Annotated in this window: 12 protein-coding genes; 8 read left to right on the forward strand and 4 right to left on the reverse strand. The window is 33.5% G+C overall.

Translation table 11 applies throughout. The features are described 5' to 3' along the window. The first annotated feature begins 45 nt into the window (after nucleotides 1-45). On the forward strand, nucleotides 46-489 hold the full coding sequence (locus tag B0A81_RS07770) for a nucleoside deaminase (RefSeq protein ID WP_089057496.1): 444 nt from the start codon (nucleotides 46-48) through the stop codon (nucleotides 487-489). Here the strand turns inward: B0A81_RS07770 and B0A81_RS07775 are convergent, their stop codons facing one another. Further along, entirely contained in the window at nucleotides 490-1,023 is a 534-nt protein-coding gene (locus tag B0A81_RS07775) for a hypothetical protein (RefSeq protein ID WP_089057497.1), read from the reverse strand. A gap of 218 nt (nucleotides 1,024-1,241) precedes the next feature. Between B0A81_RS07775 and B0A81_RS07780 the strand changes: the two genes are divergently transcribed. Continuing rightward, nucleotides 1,242-6,923 (forward strand): alpha-2-macroglobulin family protein, encoded by a 5,682-nt coding sequence (locus B0A81_RS07780; RefSeq protein ID WP_089057498.1) that lies wholly within the window; start codon nucleotides 1,242-1,244, stop codon nucleotides 6,921-6,923. A 188-nt stretch (nucleotides 6,924-7,111) separates the two neighbouring features. Further along, on the forward strand, nucleotides 7,112-9,487 hold the full coding sequence (gene pbpC / locus B0A81_RS07785) for a penicillin-binding protein 1C (protein WP_089057499.1): 2,376 nt from the start codon (nucleotides 7,112-7,114) through the stop codon (nucleotides 9,485-9,487). A gap of 323 nt (nucleotides 9,488-9,810) precedes the next feature. Here pbpC and B0A81_RS07790 read toward each other — a convergent pair whose 3' ends face one another. Both B0A81_RS07790 and B0A81_RS07795 read right to left on the reverse strand, forming a co-directional pair. Beyond that, nucleotides 9,811-11,355 carry an Rne/Rng family ribonuclease gene (locus B0A81_RS07790; protein ID WP_089057500.1) on the reverse strand — a complete coding sequence of 515 codons (1,545 nt, stop codon included), beginning with the start codon at nucleotides 11,353-11,355 and terminating at the stop codon, nucleotides 9,811-9,813. A gap of 379 nt (nucleotides 11,356-11,734) precedes the next feature. Next, nucleotides 11,735-12,025 (reverse strand): HU family DNA-binding protein, encoded by a 291-nt coding sequence (locus B0A81_RS07795; protein ID WP_007805026.1) that lies wholly within the window; start codon nucleotides 12,023-12,025, stop codon nucleotides 11,735-11,737. A 139-nt stretch (nucleotides 12,026-12,164) separates the two neighbouring features. Here B0A81_RS07795 and mutY point away from each other — a divergent pair, with 139 nt between their 5' ends. Genes mutY through gldD form a run of 4 tightly spaced genes read left to right on the forward strand, consistent with a single transcriptional unit; the run spans nucleotide 12,165 to nucleotide 15,567 of the window. Next, nucleotides 12,165-13,211: an A/G-specific adenine glycosylase gene (gene mutY / locus B0A81_RS07800; RefSeq protein WP_089057501.1), complete on the forward strand. Its 1,047-nt coding sequence runs from the start codon at nucleotides 12,165-12,167 to the stop codon at nucleotides 13,209-13,211. Nucleotides 13,212-13,247: 36 nt separating this feature from the next. Then, nucleotides 13,248-13,688 (forward strand): single-stranded DNA-binding protein, encoded by a 441-nt coding sequence (locus B0A81_RS07805; protein ID WP_089052617.1) that lies wholly within the window; start codon nucleotides 13,248-13,250, stop codon nucleotides 13,686-13,688. A gap of 23 nt (nucleotides 13,689-13,711) precedes the next feature. Further along, complete coding sequence (locus B0A81_RS07810) at nucleotides 13,712-15,007, forward strand: gliding motility-associated protein GldE (RefSeq protein WP_089057502.1); 1,296 nt, start codon at nucleotides 13,712-13,714, stop codon at nucleotides 15,005-15,007. Next, entirely contained in the window at nucleotides 15,007-15,567 is a 561-nt protein-coding gene (gldD, locus tag B0A81_RS07815) for a gliding motility lipoprotein GldD (protein ID WP_089057503.1), read from the forward strand. Before B0A81_RS07810 ends, gldD begins: the two co-directional genes overlap by 1 nt. A gap of 68 nt (nucleotides 15,568-15,635) precedes the next feature. Here gldD and B0A81_RS07820 read toward each other — a convergent pair whose 3' ends face one another. Continuing rightward, complete coding sequence (locus B0A81_RS07820) at nucleotides 15,636-16,019, reverse strand: heavy-metal-associated domain-containing protein (RefSeq protein ID WP_089057504.1); 384 nt, start codon at nucleotides 16,017-16,019, stop codon at nucleotides 15,636-15,638. A gap of 101 nt (nucleotides 16,020-16,120) precedes the next feature. Between B0A81_RS07820 and B0A81_RS07825 the strand changes: the two genes are divergently transcribed. Next, complete coding sequence (locus B0A81_RS07825; protein WP_089057505.1) at nucleotides 16,121-16,987, forward strand: DMT family transporter; 867 nt, start codon at nucleotides 16,121-16,123, stop codon at nucleotides 16,985-16,987. Nucleotides 16,988-17,001: the final 14 nt, after the last annotated feature.

Below are 17,001 nucleotides of genomic sequence, written 5' to 3' on the forward strand. Positions count from 1 at the left end.
TTAAATGTAATAAAAAATAAATAGTAAAACCTTATTTTTGCATCTATGATAAATCCTTTTACCGACGAGTACTTCATGAAAAAAGCTTTGCAGGAAGCTGAAATGGCTTTTGAAAAAGGCGAAATTCCTGTTGGAGCTGTAATTGTTGTTGCTGATAAAATAATAGCAAGAAGTCATAATTTAACAGAATTATTAAATGATGTTACGGCTCATGCCGAAATGCAGTCGATAACCGCTGCTGCTAATTTCTTAGGCGGTAAATACCTAAAAGATTGTACACTTTATGTAACGCTGGAACCTTGCCAAATGTGCGCAGGAGCTTTATATTGGAGTCAGATTTCGAAAATTGTTTTTGGAGCTCGTGATGAACAGCGCGGTTTTATCACTATGGGTACAAAACTACATCCAAAAACTACAGTAGTTTCAGGTATAATGGCAAATGAAGCGGCTGATTTAATGAAACGTTTTTTCTTGGAAAGACGTAAGTAGTTAAAACATATATCCTCCCATGTAAACACAGATAAAGATCATAAAAGAATTAAAGCATACGATATTATAAAATGTGTTTTCAGAAAACCCTTTTTTCGAAAGCAATATTTTTATACTTATTCCAATTGAAAAAAGCAGGATTAGGCAAGTGTAAAATTGAATTCCATTAATGCTTAAACCGCTGGAAAGTAGATTTGTATAATTTCTTATCTTGGATTTTACGGTTGTTACGGATTTAAACAATAAAGAAGTTTCAATTGTAACATTATTTTCATCAATATATTCTTTTGCTGTAGAAAAAGTAAATCCTTTTTGTGTAAAATAATGATAAGAAACTTTTTGTTTAGATTTTCCAGAAGTTCTTATAGTGTAATGCGTAATTACATCATTAGTTTTTGAAGTGGGCAAAACATAATAATCGGCAAAAGTAATCAAAATAAAAAATGTTATAACACCCATCAGATATATAATTACATTTTTATTTTTGATAATAAATTCATTTTCAATAGAATATCTATTTAAATTATCAGGCATTCTTCTTTAAATTTAAAAACATTAATTTAATAATTTAATGATTCGTTTTTGTAAAACTTCAACAAAAGTTAAATAATCAATATTAGCGAATTTTCTTCTTAAATAAATTAAAAAATAAATTACTTTTATCCTTATTTAATTTGTAATTTGTTGTTTCGGTTTTCGTTAACAATTCAAATTAAATTTTTGCTTTATTAATCAATAAACTAAAAGTAAACGTGAAAGTAAAAGGATTAAGTCTCGTGTTTTTTGTGTTTTTTATTTTTCAATCTTGCGGTAGAAAATCAGCAGCCGATTTCAATTCGGATTTTTCGTTATTTAAAGATTATATAACCAGTTTTACTGGCGGAATTGTTTCTTCGGATTCTGATATTCGTGTGGTTTTGGCTTTCGATAAAAATGATTGGAAACCCAATCAGGAATTAGATGATGATTTGTTTGATATTTCGCCAAGTGTTCACGGAAAAGTAGTGGCACTTTCGACCAATACTTTAGCTTTTATTCCAGAGAAAAAATTAAAACCAGGAACAGAATATCAGGTTACTTTAAACTTAGATAAACTGACAGCAATTCCGAAAGAGAAAGAGTCAGCGCTTTCTAAATTTAACTTTACAGTTAAAACAATCAAACAGGATTTTACCATAAATACTGGTGATATTCAATCGTACAGCAAAGAATATCAGTATTTAAACTGTGTTTTGAAAACAGCAGATAATATTGATCTTGAAACGGCTCAAAAATTGGTTGAAGCCAAACATAATGGCAATAATCTTAAAATTAAGTTTGAGAAAACAGCGGGGCCAGCTAAAGAATTTCGTTTTATAATTGACAGTATTCAGCGTCAATCAGAAGCTTCAAATTTAGAGATTATCTATGATGGAAATGATTTTGATATTGACCAAAAAGGACAAATCGACTTTCCTATTACAAGTATAAATGAGTTTAAAGTTATAAAAGTTGAAGTTCCAGACGGGAATAATCAATCAGTTTTAATTAATTTTTCTGAACCATTAGAAAAAGGTCAAGATTTTGCCGGATTGGTTTCCATTCAAAATACCAATAATCTTAAGTTTTCTACTCAAGGAAATTTATTAAAAGTATATTTTACCAATCAGGCAGTTTCTAAAAAAGAGACTCCTGCACCTGTTGTTGAAGAACCAGCGTATGCAACAGTAGATTCTGCTGCAGTTGTGGTAGACTCAGCATCAGTTGCTGTCGATTCTGCCGCTGCAGTGGTTGAAAATGTTGTAGAAGTTGTGCCGGACGAAGAGCCAGAGCAAGTTATTACAGGTGAACTTCTTTTGGAAGTTTTTGAAGGAATTGAAAGTCAATACGGTAAAAAATTAGAATCAAATTATTCTGAGAAAATTTCTTTTGATCAGATAAAACCAAGTGTTCGTTTTGTGAAAAATGGAACTATTCTGCCAAGCTCTAACAATTTAAAACTGAATTTTGAGGCTGTAAATTTAAGTGCGGTTGACGTAAAAGTGTATAAGATTTACAAAAATAATATACTTCAATTTCTTCAATATAATGAATTAAACGGAGCTCAAAACCTCAAAAAAGTAGCGCAGCCAATTGCTAAAACAACGCTTAACTTAAGAGAAAGCACACTCGTAAATCTCACAAAATGGAATACGTATGCTTTAGATTTATCTAAAATTATAAAGCCGGAACCAGGAGCAATTTATAGAGTAGAGTTTGTATATAAAAAGAAATATTCTCTTTATAAATGTGAAACATCTGATGGAAATGATAATGAAGCAGAAGAGGATGAAGTAGATGAAAATGACGTAAACTACAGCGGCAATTCGTATGATGATTATTATTATGATGATTATGACTGGAGAGAAAGCCAAGATCCTTGCTCTGGGTCATATTACTATAATGCAAGAATTGCTACTAATATTTTAGCTTCAGATTTGGGAGTTATCGCGAAAAGAGGCGAAAATAAATCGTATTTGTTTGCTGTAAATAATATTGTTACAACAGAACCAGTCTCAAATGCGAGAGTTGATTTATATAATTTTCAACAGCAAAAAATTGGTACGCAGGCGACAAGCAGTGAAGGAATTGCGTCTTTCCAATTAGATAAATTCGCATATTTCGCTATTGTTACCTTGGGAGATCAATCGACTTATGTAAAGCTTGACGACGGACTTTCATTATCTGTCAGTAATTTTGATGTAGCTGGAGAGACTTTACAAAAAGGATTGAAAGGATTTATTTATGGAGAAAGAGGCGTTTGGCGTCCAGGAGATAATTTGTATTTGTCTTTCATTTTAAATGACGCAGCGAATAAACTTCCAAAATCACATCCAATAAAGTTCAGATTGAATGATCCAAATGGTAAAACTGTTTATCAAACTGTTCAGAAAACAAATGATTTAAATCATTACGCTTTTATAGTACCGACAAATCAAGATGCTCCAACAGGAAATTGGGAAGCAATGGTAAGCGTTGGAGGTGCTAAATTTTATAAAAGTATTAAGATCGAAACGATAAAACCAAATCGTTTAAAAATTAAAAATACATTTAGCAGCAAAACCCTTTCGGCGTCTTATCCAAATACAGATAATCTAGAAGTGACTTGGCTTCACGGCGCTATTGCGAAAAACCTAAATGTAGAAATGCAGGCTAAATTTTCACAGCAGACAACAACATTTAAAGGATATGAAAAATTTAGTTTTGATGATATTGTTCGTCAGTTCAGTACAGAAGAAATAAATATTTTCTCTGGAAAATTAAATGAAAACGGAAAGGCTTCTGTAAATATTCAGCCAAAATTACAAGGTCAAGCGCCTGGAATGTTACGCGCTTCATTCATTACAAAAGTGTATGAAGAAGGCGGGGATTTTAGTACTGATGTTATTTCGACAACTTATTCTCCATATAAAACCTATGTGGGAATAAAATCGCCTGAATTGAACAAATATAATATGCTTGAAACTCGAGCTAATAATCGTTTTGAAGTAGTTACTGTTGATGAAAATGGAAGACCACGAGCAGTTAGAAATCTTGAAGTAAGAATTTATAAAGTTGACTGGAGATGGTGGTGGGATTCATCAAGCGATAATTTGTCAAATTATAATTCATCAAACTCGACAACAGCTTATAAATCTACTATAATTGATACCGATTCAAGCGGAAAAGGAAGTTTTCAATTTGCTTTAACTGATGAAGAGTGGGGGCGTTATTTGATTCGTGTTGAAGATACAAACGGCGGACATGCAACTGCTTTAACAGTAAATATTGACTGGCCAATATGGTCTGGAAAAACACGTAACAGAGATGCTTCTACAGCGAATATGTTAGTTTTTTCTACAGATAAAAAGAATTATGCTGTGGGAGAAAAAGCACAAATATCTTTCCCTTCAAGTGAAGGTGGACGTGCTTTAATTTCAATCGAAAATGGATCTCGTGTAATTCAGACGATTTGGGCAAAAACTAAAAACGGTGAAACAAAAGTTGAGGTTCCGATTACTGGAGCTATGGCGCCGAATGTTTATTTTAATATCACTTTGTTACAGCCTCATGCCACAACCAAAAATGATTCGCCAATTCGTATGTACGGAATTGTTCCGATTGAAGTGGTGGATAAAAACACGATTTTGGCACCAACCATTAATATGCCGGATGTTTTAAAGCCAGAACAGCCATTTACAGTTAAAGTTGGTGAAAAGTCAGGTAAAGAAATGACGTATACAATTGCGGTTGTTGATGAAGGGCTTTTAGATCTAACTCGTTTTAAAACACCAAATGCATGGGATAGTTTCTACGTTCGTGAAGCTCTTGGAGTAAAAACATGGGATGTTTACGATGATGTAATTGGTGCTTACGGCGGAAAAATAAACCAGATTTTTAGTATTGGAGGAGATCAGGATTTAGGAGGTGGGAAAGCTAAAAAAGCCAATCGCTTTAAACCTGTAGTATTGTATTATGGTCCGTTTAAATTGGAAAAAGGACAAACAAAATCACATCAATTAAAACTGCCAAAATATATTGGTTCTGTTAGAACAATGGTTGTAGCTGGAGATGCTGCAACAAGTGCTTACGGAAGTGTAGAAAAAGCAACTCAGGTTAAGAGCCCATTAATGGTTTTAGCTTCGCTGCCTAGAAAAATTTCACCATCAGAAAAAGTAACACTTCCTGTGACAGTTTTTGCTACAGAAAATAAAATTAAAAATGTTTCAATTCAGATAAAAACAAGCAACGGATTGAAAGTAGCAGGAAGTGCAGTTCAAAAATTAAGTTTTGCACAGCCAGACGAAAAGATGGCGTATTTCAATTTAGTTGTAGGTGCTGCAACTGGAATTGCAAAAGTTCAAGTTATTGCAACATCAGGAAGTGAAAAATCAGTTTATGAAGTTGAAATTGATATGACAAATCCAAATCCAGTTACAAGTACATTTACTGATGTCGTTCTGACGCCAAACAGCAGTAAAACAATTTCATGGAAAACATTTGGTGTTGCCGGAAGCAATAAAGCGAGATTAGAAATTTCGTCTATGCCGTCAATGAATTTGAATGGAAGACTGCAATTTTTAATTCAGTATCCGCATGGTTGTGTAGAGCAGACGACTTCGTCCGTTTTTCCGCAATTATTCTTAAGTGATGTTGCCGATATTGACGTGAAACGTAAAGAGATTATTCAAAAAAATATTGCAGCCGGAATTGCCAGATTAGGAAATTTCCAGTTATCAAACGGTGGATTACCATATTGGCAAGGAAATGCAATAGCAGATGATTGGGGAACTTCTTACGCTGGACATTTCTTGATTGAAGCGGAGAAAAAAGGTTATGTTCTGCCTATTAATTTCAAATCAAAATGGCTGTCGTATCAGCAAAAAGAAGCGAAGCAATGGCGCTTTGAACCTAAATATGGAAATGATCTTGCTCAGGCATATCGTTTATACACATTAGCTTTGGCTGGAAATGCAGATTTATCAGCTATGAATAGATTACGTGAAACAAAAAACATTTCGAATGAAAGTAAACTTCGTTTGGCCGCAGCTTATGTTTTAGCAGGACAAAAATCTGCTGGACAAAGTTTGTTCTTGAAAACAAGTATTGATGGAGATTCAGACGGATATAGCTATTACTATTATGGTTCAAGCGAAAGAAACAGAGCAATGGCTTTGGAAACAATGCTGCTTTTAGGGCAAACGCAAAAAGCATTTACTATGGCTTCAAAACTAGCCAAAGAAATGTCGGCCAATCAATGGATGAGTACGCAGACAACGGCTTATTGCTTGTACTCAATGTCGAAATTTGCAATTAGCAACGGTCCAAAAGGAATCAATATTCAGTTTAGTAAAAACGGAAAAGGAGAGGCAATAAATACAAGCAAATCAATTGCAGATCGCAGTATTTCGGTTACTTCTGGAGCAAATAGTATTACGGTGAAAAACAATAAGGCAAATACGGTTTATGTTCGTGTATTGAATACAGGGATATTGCCTATTGGACAGGAAAATGCTGTTCAAAGCGATGTTTCGGCAAGTATTGTCTTTAAAAATAGAAAAGGAAGCGTAATAAATGTTTCAAGGATTAATCAAGGAACAGAGTTTGTTGCTGAAGTTACAGTTAAAAATCAAAGAGGAGAAAGTGTTCAGAACGTGGCATTATCACAAATTCTGCCTTCGGGATTCGAGATTGTAAATACTCGATTTACAGATTACGGAGACGCAGTAAACAACATTGCCGATTATATTGATATTCGCGACGATAGAACTAATTTCTATTTTGGAATGAAAGCCAGAGAAACCAAAGTTTTCAGAATTCTGCTAAACGCATCGTACTTAGGAAATTATTATTTACCTGGATTGCAATGTGAAGCGATGTATGATAATACGTTCTTAGCCAGAACAAAAGGATTCTGGGTTGAGGTTGTGAAATAAATTTATTCGCCACAGATTAAAAGGGTTTTTAAAAATCTGTCCGAATCAATTTAATCTGTGGCAAAAAATCTTTGTGATAAAAGGTCTCCCGAAGATTTTGCAGATCAAGCAGATAAAAATAAAATCTGTCAAATCTGTTGAAGCTGCGAGCAAAAAAACTTAGCGCCTTTGTGGTAAAATAATCAGCATTGAAAAATAAAGTGAAGGCGTTTTTCCAACGCATTATAAACTGGATAAAAAGTAACAAAATAAAATCAGCAATTGCATTTATGCTCTTGCTGATTTACTATTTTTCGATACCCCGAACTTTATTCAAAGAGCCCTATTCAACCGTTATTGAAAGCAAAGAAGGGGAATTATTAGGAGCCAAAATTGCCCGCGACGGACAATGGCGTTTCCCTGCGCAGGACAGTGTTCCTGATAAATTCAAGAAGTGTATTGTTTATTTTGAAGACGAGTATTTTTATAAACATCCCGGATTTAATCCAGGTGCAATGGTAAATGCTTTTAAACAAAACAAAAAGGCGGGTAAAGTAGTCAGAGGAGGAAGTACCTTAACTCAGCAAGTTATTAGATTATCTCGAAAAGGAAAAAATAGAACTTACTTTGAAAAAGTAATAGAAATCATCCTCGCAACTAGATTAGAGTTAGGGTATTCTAAAAATGAAATTCTCGAAATGTACGCAGCTCATGCACCATTTGGAGGAAATGTTGTGGGATTAGAAATGGCTTCATGGCGTTATTTTGGAGTACAGTCCAATCAATTATCTTGGGCGGAAAATGCTGTTTTAGCCGTTTTGCCAAATGCTCCAAGTTTGATTTATCCAGGAAAAAATCAAATAAAATTACTGAATAAAAGAAATCGACTTCTATTAAAACTGCATCAGGAAGGTATAATCGACAAGCAAACCTATGAGCTTTCAATAGAAGAACCGTTGCCTCAAAAACCGTATGATCTGCCTCAAATTGCGCCGCATTTATTGCAGAGAGCAGCGAAGAATGAAGAAGGAACACGAGTTAAAACGACTATTGATTATGCTTTACAAAATAGAGTTAATCAAATCACGAGATATTATTACAATCAGTACAAACAGAATGAGGTTCATAATCTGGCTATTTTGGTAATCGATGTTCAGAACAGAAGTGTAATGAGTTATGTTGGCAATGCTCCAACGGACAAAGACCATCAAAAAGATGTTGATATAATTGACGCACCAAGAAGTACAGGAAGTATTTTAAAACCGCTATTATATGGCGCAATGCTTGATGATGGCGAATTATTACCCAATACTTTAGTTGCCGATGTTCCAACGCAGATTTCAGGATATACGCCTCAAAATTTTAATTTAACGTTTGACGGCGCTGTTCCTGCGCATCGTGCATTGTCGCGTTCTTTGAATATTCCTGCCGTTCTTATGCTTCAGGAATTTACTGTAAACAAGTTTTATGAAGAATTGCAAAAATTCAAATTGAAGAATATTAATAAAACCCCAGATCATTATGGTTTATCGCTTATTTTAGGAGGTGCCGAAAGTAATTTATGGGACTTATGCAGAACTTATGCGAATCTGTCTTCAACATTGAATTATTTTACTAAACATCAAGCAAAATATAGAACAAATGAGTTTACGGAATTAAATTATAAAAATGATTTTAAGGCTGATTTTGGCTCGGAAACTGATCAAAAGAATATTTTGGGCGCAGGGTCAATTTGGTTAACGTACAATGCAATGGAAGAAGTGAACAGACCGGAAGGAGACGAAGCTTGGAAATTTTATGATAGTTCTCTGAAAATTGCATGGAAAACGGGAACAAGTTTTGGAAATCGTGATGCATGGGCAATTGGAACAAATTCAAGATATGTGGTTGGAATTTGGGTTGGAAATGCAACGGGAGAAGGAAGGCCGACTTTAACGGGAGTTACCAGTGCAGCACCAATTTTATTTGATGTATTTAATTTACTGCCTAGACAAAGATGGTTTGATACACCTTACAAAGATTTGGCTGAAGTTGAGGTTTGTCGATTAAGTGGTTATCTGGCTAAAGAAAACTGCCCGAAAATTAAACAATGGGTTTCTAAAAAAGGAAAATCGACTAAGATTTGTCCATATCACAGAACGATTCATTTAGATAAAACAGAACAGTTTCAGGTAAATAGCAGCTGTGAAAATGTTGAAAATATTAGTACTAAAAATTGGTTTGTTCTGCCTCCAGTTATGGCTTGGTATTATAAAAGTCAGCATATTGAATATTTACCTTTACCGCCGTTTAAGGAAGGCTGCGAGGGAACGCAAACGACAGCGATGGATTTTATTTATCCAAAGGCAAACAGTAAAATTTATTTGACTAAAGATTTTAATAGCAAAGTACAGCCTGTAATTTTAAAAGTAGCTTATTCTGAAAGAGATAAAGAATTGTTTTGGTATGTTGATGATGTGTATAAAGCTACAACAAAAACTTTTCATGAATTGCCAATTACGCCAACCACAGGAACACATTATATTACTGTGGTAGATGCTTCTGGAAATGAAATTAGAAGAAAAATTGAGATTGTGAGGGAGTAGGATTTAAAAATAAAATCCAATTCTAAACCCCAAATTCCCCAAAAAAAAAGCTTCTCTCTAAAGATAATGTATGTCAGGCTGAGGGAAGTCGAAGTCTTTTTTAGATAAGAAAGTCTTCGACTTCGCTCAGGGTGAAAATCATACTTATAACGACTTTTTAATATATAGTGATCTTATAAAAACGATTGTCTAGCCCAGATAGAAGCGGTATCCTTTTTCTGGCTCCTTTAGCCAGGAAAAGATACAAGCGGATAGCAGGAACTTGCTTCTAAAAAAAAGCCACAAAAAAACCGCCAGTCTTTCGAAAGGCGGTTTTTTGTTTTTTATTCTGAAATAACATTTCCTTTTTTATCATAGAAATGGTATTCTAAGTACGTGTAAGCGTCACGAGGTATGATTTTCACCCATTTCTTATGTTCAAAAAACCATTTTGAACGTAATGATGGAAAACCTTTACTGAGGTATGCAGCCACAAATGGATGTACATTAAGTACAACATTTTTGTGGGTTTTTAAAAGTCTTTCTAAATCAGAGGTGATCTTATCAATAATTAAAATTGGCGCTTCAATTTCGCCATTTTCTTTGTTAGGATCTTCTTCTCTGGTTTTAATGTTAACTTCTGGTCTTACGCGCTGTCTTGTAATCTGGACTAAACCAAATTTACTTGGCGGTAATATTTTATGCTTTGCTTTATCGTCGCTCATTTCTTCTCGCAAGAAGTCGAACAAAACCTTCCTGTTTTCAGGATTCGACATATCGATAAAATCTACTACTATGATTCCGCCCATATCTCGCAGACGAAGTTGTCTGGCAATTTCTGCAGCAGCAATCATATTTACTTCCATGGCAGTGTCTTCTTGATTGGTTGCTTTATTCGAACGGTTTCCGCTGTTTACGTCTATAACGTGAAGAGCTTCTGTATGTTCGATGATAAGGTAAGCGCCCTTACTCATAGATACTGTTCTTCCAAAAGAAGTTTTGATTTGTCTCTCTATATTGTATTTCTCAAAAATTGGAGTGTCATTTGATTGATAAAACTTAACAATCGATTGTTTTGAAGGCGCAATTTCTTGCAGATATTCCTTCGTTTGATGGTACAACTCTTCGTCATCTATTTGAATACCGCTGAAGGTATCGTTGAATACATCTCTTAATATTGAAGAAGCTCTATTGAGTTCTCCTAATACTTTTGATGGATGATGAGCAGTTGGTAATTTTTTACACATTGCAGTCCATCTGCCAAGCAGGTTCTGCAAATCTTTTTCTAATTCGGCTACGTTTTTGCCTTCGGCTACTGTGCGAACAATAACACCAAATCCTTTAGGTTTGATCGATAGAACAAGTTTTTTTAGACGATCCTTTTCTTTTTTGTCTTCTATTTTTTGAGAAATAGAAACGCGATCAGAAAAAGGAACTAGAACGATAAATCTTCCAGCAAGAGAAAGCTCAGCGCTTATTCTTGGACCTTTGGTTGATATAGGTTCTTTAACTACTTGAACTAAAACAGATTGATTGGCACTTAAAATATCAGTAATGATGCCATCTTTGTCAATCTCTTTTTCAAACTGAAAGGTTTTTAGGGAGAAATCTTTTAATTTACCTGCGCTTACAAGTTTTATGAATTTCAGTTGGGAAGCTAAATTTGGACCTAAATCATGATAATGCAAAAAGGCGTCTTTTTCGAAGCCTACATTTACAAAAGCAGCATTAAGTCCAGCAACTGGTTTTCGAATTTTGGCAATAAAAATATCACCAACCTGAAAGTTGCTTTTTTCTTCTTCTTTATGTAATTCAATTAGTTTTCCATCTTTTAATAAGGCAAAATCTACGGCTTCAGAACTAGATCTAATGATTAATTCTTTATTCACACTGTAAATTTTTATCCGTGAATTGGTTGTCGGCTTCTTGTTGATGGTTGTTGGCAAACAAAACCAAAAGCCAAAAACTAAAAACCATTAACTTCTACAAGGATGGATTAAACAATATTTTAACAGGTATTGAACCCGGGGAAAATCAGCAGGCAGTTTGCAGTTGCAAGTAATCAGTAAACTGAATACTAAAATCTGATAACTGAACACTAATTCTCAATTTCAATGAACGTTTAAAAAGAAAAAAGTAGTTTAAAACTACTTTTTCTTCTTGTGACGGTTAGCTCTCGCTCTTTTTTTACGTTTGTGAGTAGCTACCTTATGTCTCTTTCTTTTTTTACCACTTGGCATATCGTGTCAGATTTTATGTTAATTAATATTATTTTGCTTCGTTGTTCGTTTTTACTCCTTCTACAAAAACTTTTGCAGGTTTAAACGCAGGGATGTTGTGTGCAGGAATTTTAATTGTAGTGTTTTTAGAGATATTTCTACCAGTCTTTTCAGCTCTGGTTTTTACAATAAAACTACCAAAACCTCTTAGGTAAACATTGTCTCCAGTTTCTAATGAAGTCTTAACTTCTTCCATGAACGTTTCTACTGTTGCTTGAACATCTCCTTTTTCAAGACCTAGTTTTTCTGAAATTTTCGCTACGATATCTGCTTTCGTCATTTTCTTTCCTATTTTATTTTATAATGGTGTACTATTTTTTTGAGGTTGCAAATATAAGAATTAAAAAAATAATTAATCAAGCTAATTCGTTAAATTTTAATTACATAAACATTTACTTTTGCTTTTTAAGGATTTCAATATGGATTTTCATAACACACTGATAAAATGGTATTTACAAAACAAGCGTGATCTTCCATGGCGAAATACGACCGATCCGTATCAAATTTGGCTCTCAGAAATTATGCTGCAGCAAACAAGAGTTGCGCAAGGAATGCCTTACTTTTTTGCTTTTACTAAGGAATTTCCTACTGTTTTTGATCTTGCAAATGCCTCTGAAGAACAGGTTTTAAAACTTTGGCAAGGACTTGGGTATTATTCGCGTGCTAGAAATTTGCATAAAACAGCAAAATACGTAGCATTTGAGTTAGGTGGAAGTTTTCCTGCAGCTTATAAAGAACTTCTAGGTTTGAAAGGCGTAGGTGAATATACCGCAGCAGCTATAGCTTCTTTCTCCTATAATGAAGTAGTTCCAGTTGTTGACGGAAATGTGTTTAGAGTGCTTTCCCGTTATTTTGACATTGAATCTGATATTGCGATTCCTGCCACCAAAAAAGAGTTTACGGAACTTGCTTACGAATTAATGCCAAAAGATAACCCTGCAATTTTTAATCAGGCGATAATGGAGTTTGGTGCTTTGCAATGTGTACCTAAAAGTCCGAATTGTAGTATTTGTGATTTTAATGATAGTTGTGCAGCGCTTCAGAAAAAGAAGGTTATGGATTTGCCTGTGAAATCAAAAAAAGTAAAAGTAACCAATCGTTTCTTTAATTATTTAATTTTAGAAGATGCTTTAGGGAATACTCTAATACAAAAAAGAACAGCAAAAGGGATCTGGCATAATTTGTATGAGTTTCCTCTTCTTGAAACTGCAGAAATTGAGGGATTTGATTTTGTTTCAAAAACAGTAAAAAGCGATCTTTTTTCTTCCTATACTATTATAGGTATAGAAGAATGTCAAAATGCGGCTTTGGTACACAAGCTTTCGCATCAGCATTTACATATTCAATTTTGGAAAATAAAGATTGAGGAAGTGATTGAAAAAGGTGTTAATAGAACTGATTTAAAAACTTTTCCCTTTCCTATTGTGATTTATAATTTTATAGAAAAGCAGGAATTAATTTGCTAAATAAAATGTATCTTTGGTAGAAATACCGCTATTATTATGAATGGAACATTAAACAAAGTCATGCTTATTGGTCACTTAGGCGATGATGTAAAAATGCATTATTTTGATGGAGGAAACTGTATTGGACGTTTTCAACTTGCGACAAACGAAGTTTATATTAATAAAACAACCAATGAAAAAATAACTTCAACAGAATGGCATAATCTAGTTGTGCGAAATAAAGCAGCTGAGATTTGTGAAAAATATCTTTCAAAAGGAGATAAGATATATGTTGAAGGACGCATAAAGTCCAGACAGTGGCAAGCTGAGGATGGTACTACAAAATATACAACGGAAATTCAAGTGACTGAATTTACTTTTCTTACTACGAAAAAAGAAACTGCAAATCATAAACCAAATCAAGATTCAGAATCCGCAAAAAACACTAACTTTGATGCTTCAAACGAAGGCTTACCTATAAATGATCTGCCCTTCTGATTGTTTAACTAATCTATTTTAATTTGGACCCAGAGCCCAGTTTACTTTTTACTTCAACTTTAGACATCAATTTAATTATTGGTTTTGTCGGAATATTTATTTTACTTTTTTTATCGGCCATTGTTTCAGGAGCCGAAGTTGCTCTCTTCTCTTTGTCACAGAAAGATATCGATCAAACGCTGCAAGAAAATTTCTCAAAGGGAAAAATTATTTCAGATCTTTTAGATAAACCAAAAAAACTGTTAGCAACATTATTAGTAGCCAATAACTTTTTAAATATTGGAGTTGTTATATTGTTTTCCTTCGTTGGTCGAAATTTATTTAATGGGGTTAGTTCTCCGGTTTTTAAATTTATTTTAGAAGTAATTTTAGTTACTTTTTTAATCTTGTTGTTTGCAGAAGTTTTGCCTAAAGTTTATGCAAGCAGAAACAATATAAAGTTTGTTAATCGTTTTGTTTATCCCATTTCAGTTTTAGACAAACTGCTTACGCCAATAAGTCTTCCTATGCGAAGTCTTACTTTGTATTTGCATAATAAATTAGGGAAACAAAAAAATAACTTTTCGATTAATCAGCTTTCTCAAGCTTTAGAATTAACAGATTCTGAAGGAACTTCAACAGAAGAACAGAAAATTTTGGAAGGAATTGTTTCTTTTGGAAATACAGATACGAAGCAGGTTATGAGTCCGAGGATTGATATTTTTGCTTTAGAAATCTCAGAATCATTTGAAGCTATTTGCCCGAAGATTATCGAGAAAGGATTTTCTAGAATACCTGTGTATCGTGACAATATAGATCAAATAGAAGGCGTTTTGTTTGTTAAAGACTTATTGCCGCATATTGATAAAGACGATTTTGATTGGACATCACTGATAAGAGAAGCTTTTTTTGTTCCTGAGAATAAGAAACTCGATAATTTGTTGAAAGACTTTCAGGGTTTAAAAAGTCATTTAGCTATTGTTGTTGATGAATATGGCGGAACTTCGGGATTGGTTTCTTTAGAAGATATTATAGAAGAAATTGTAGGAGATATTAGTGATGAATTTGATGATGAAAATCTGAATTATTCTCAAATAGATGAAAAGAATTTTCTTTTTGAAGGAAAAATAAATCTAAAGGATTTCTATCGAATTGTTGATGTTGACGAAGATGTTTTTGAATCTCGCAAAGGTGAGGCGGAAACATTGGCGGGATTTATTTTAGAAATTTTAGGGAACTTCCCAAAGAAAGATCAAAAAGTGATTTTTGAAAACTGTGTTTTTACAATTGAAACAGTTGATAAAAAACGTGTTAAACAAATAAAAGTAACAATAGAATAATGTTTAAAAAAATAATTTTGGTAACTGCAATTTTGCTGACATTAACAGTTGTAAGCTGTAAAGACGATGTTTTGCCTAAACCTGCAAGTTTCCTTAGATTAGATTATCCAGAGGCAAAATATGTCAATTTTGAAAATAACTGCCCTTTTGCTTTTCAAATGAATGAAGACGCTGTAATTAAAGGCGAAAAAGACTGCGGATTTGCAATTACGTATCCAAAGATGAAAGCGACAATTTATTTAACGTATAAGCCTGTAAATGGTAATATTGATAAGCTTTTGAGAGATGCTCAGAAACTTACTTACGAACATGTTATAAAAGCTGATGATATTCTAGAACAGCCTTATTTAAATCCGGAGAAAAAAGTATACGGAATGTTTTATCAGGTTGACGGAAATGCTGCTACAAACTCACAATTTTATGTTACAGACAGTACAAAGCATTTTGTAATTGGTTCTGTTTATTTTTATGCAAAACCAAACTTTGATTCGATTATGCCGGCTGCGAGTTATATTAAAAATGATATGCAGCGATTGATGGAAACTCTAAAGTGGAAATAAAAAAACAAAATAAAAAAACGGCGTCTGTTACAACAGCCGCCGTTTTTTTTATCTCCGAAGTTTTAAACTTAAGATTTGAAATTTAAAACTTTGTATGTTTTTCCATCACCAGTTTCTTGAACAACTTTCGTTAAGTTTTCTTGATTTTGAACAGTTTTGTCAAAAGTAACAGTCGCTGTTTTTTTATCAAAATCAACAGCTGCCTTTTCTACTCCTTCTAAATTAGATAATTCTTTCTCGATTGTTTTCGCACATCCCATAGCGCAAGTCATTCCTTCGATTTCGAAACTTGCAGTTTGTACATTTTCAGCCGCAATTGCTTTGTGCTCTTTTGGAGCCTCTTTTTCGGCTTGAGCCTTAATTAAGCTTAAGCTTTTGTCTTCTTCTTTTTTGCAGCTTACAAATACTAAACTTGCAATTGCTATAACAGCTATAGTTTTTGTGAATTTCATTATGTATGATTTTAATATGTTTGATATGTTTGTTGCAAAATTAATAAAAACCAAGAGGTTAGTTCGTAAAATAATTACAAATTTGCAGTAAAATACTATTTATGGAAGCAAAACAGTTGAAGTGGACTTATTTATTAGTGCTTTCGTTAATCTGGGGAAGTTCTTTTATCTTAATTAAAAGAGGTTTAGTCGGTTTGACGGCAGTTCAGGTTGGTTCATTCCGAATAATTTTTGCAGCCTTATTTTTATTGATTATCGGGTTTAAGAGCTTGAAGAAAATTTCACGCCGCCAGTGGAAATTTGTTGCAATAACATCTTTTTTTGGAACTTTTACTCCAGCATATCTTTTTGCAATTGCCGAAACCGAAGTTGATAGTTCAATAGTTGCTATTTTAAATTCCCTGACACCTTTAAATACATTGGTTTTAGGAATTATTATTTTCGGAATCCAATTCCAGAAACGTCAGGTTCTAGGTGTTTTTATTGGATTAATTGGTTGTTTGTTGCTGGTTTTAAGTGGAGCTTCGTCGCATCCCGGGCAAAATTACTATTATGTTATTTTAGTTGTAATTGCAACTATTTGTTATGCGATAAATGTCAATTTAATCAAAAAATATCTGTCAGATCTAAATTCGGTCAGTATCACAACTGGAAATTTTACGGTCTTGCTTTTGCCTGCATTAATTATCTTAAGTACGACAGATATTTCTGAAAGGATAAATATTGACATCACGCAGCATTCAATATTATTTGTGATGATTTTAGGGGTTTTAGGAACGGGAATAGCAAATGTTTTGTTTTTTAAACTAATTCAAATGTCATCACCAGTATTTGCAACATCAGTAACGTATCTAATTCCGATCGTTGCCTTTTTCTGGGGACTATTAGATAATGAAATGCTGACTCCAATTCAATTTTTTGGAGCGTTTATTATTTTGATTGGTGTTTATTTATCTGCCAAGAAGTAAGTTTTTAGTTCTAA

This window comes from Flavobacterium plurextorum, from assembly GCF_002217395.1.
Classification (GTDB): Bacteria; Bacteroidota; Bacteroidia; order Flavobacteriales; family Flavobacteriaceae; genus Flavobacterium; species Flavobacterium plurextorum.

Coding starts and splice junctions, on each gene's coding strand:
- B0A81_RS07770 (WP_089057496.1), top strand. CDS start 46: ATGATAAATCCTTTTACCGACGAGTACTTCATGAAAAAAGCTTTGCAG.
- B0A81_RS07775 (WP_089057497.1), bottom strand. CDS start 1,023: ATGCCTGATAATTTAAATAGATATTCTATTGAAAATGAATTTATTATC.
- B0A81_RS07795 (WP_007805026.1), bottom strand. CDS start 12,025: ATGACGAAAGCAGATATCGTAGCGAAAATTTCAGAAAAACTAGGTCTT.
- mutY (WP_089057501.1), top strand. CDS start 12,165: ATGGATTTTCATAACACACTGATAAAATGGTATTTACAAAACAAGCGT.
- B0A81_RS07805 (WP_089052617.1), top strand. CDS start 13,248: ATGAATGGAACATTAAACAAAGTCATGCTTATTGGTCACTTAGGCGAT.
- gldD (WP_089057503.1), top strand. CDS start 15,007: ATGTTTAAAAAAATAATTTTGGTAACTGCAATTTTGCTGACATTAACA.
- B0A81_RS07820 (WP_089057504.1), bottom strand. CDS start 16,019: ATGAAATTCACAAAAACTATAGCTGTTATAGCAATTGCAAGTTTAGTA.
- B0A81_RS07825 (WP_089057505.1), top strand. CDS start 16,121: ATGGAAGCAAAACAGTTGAAGTGGACTTATTTATTAGTGCTTTCGTTA.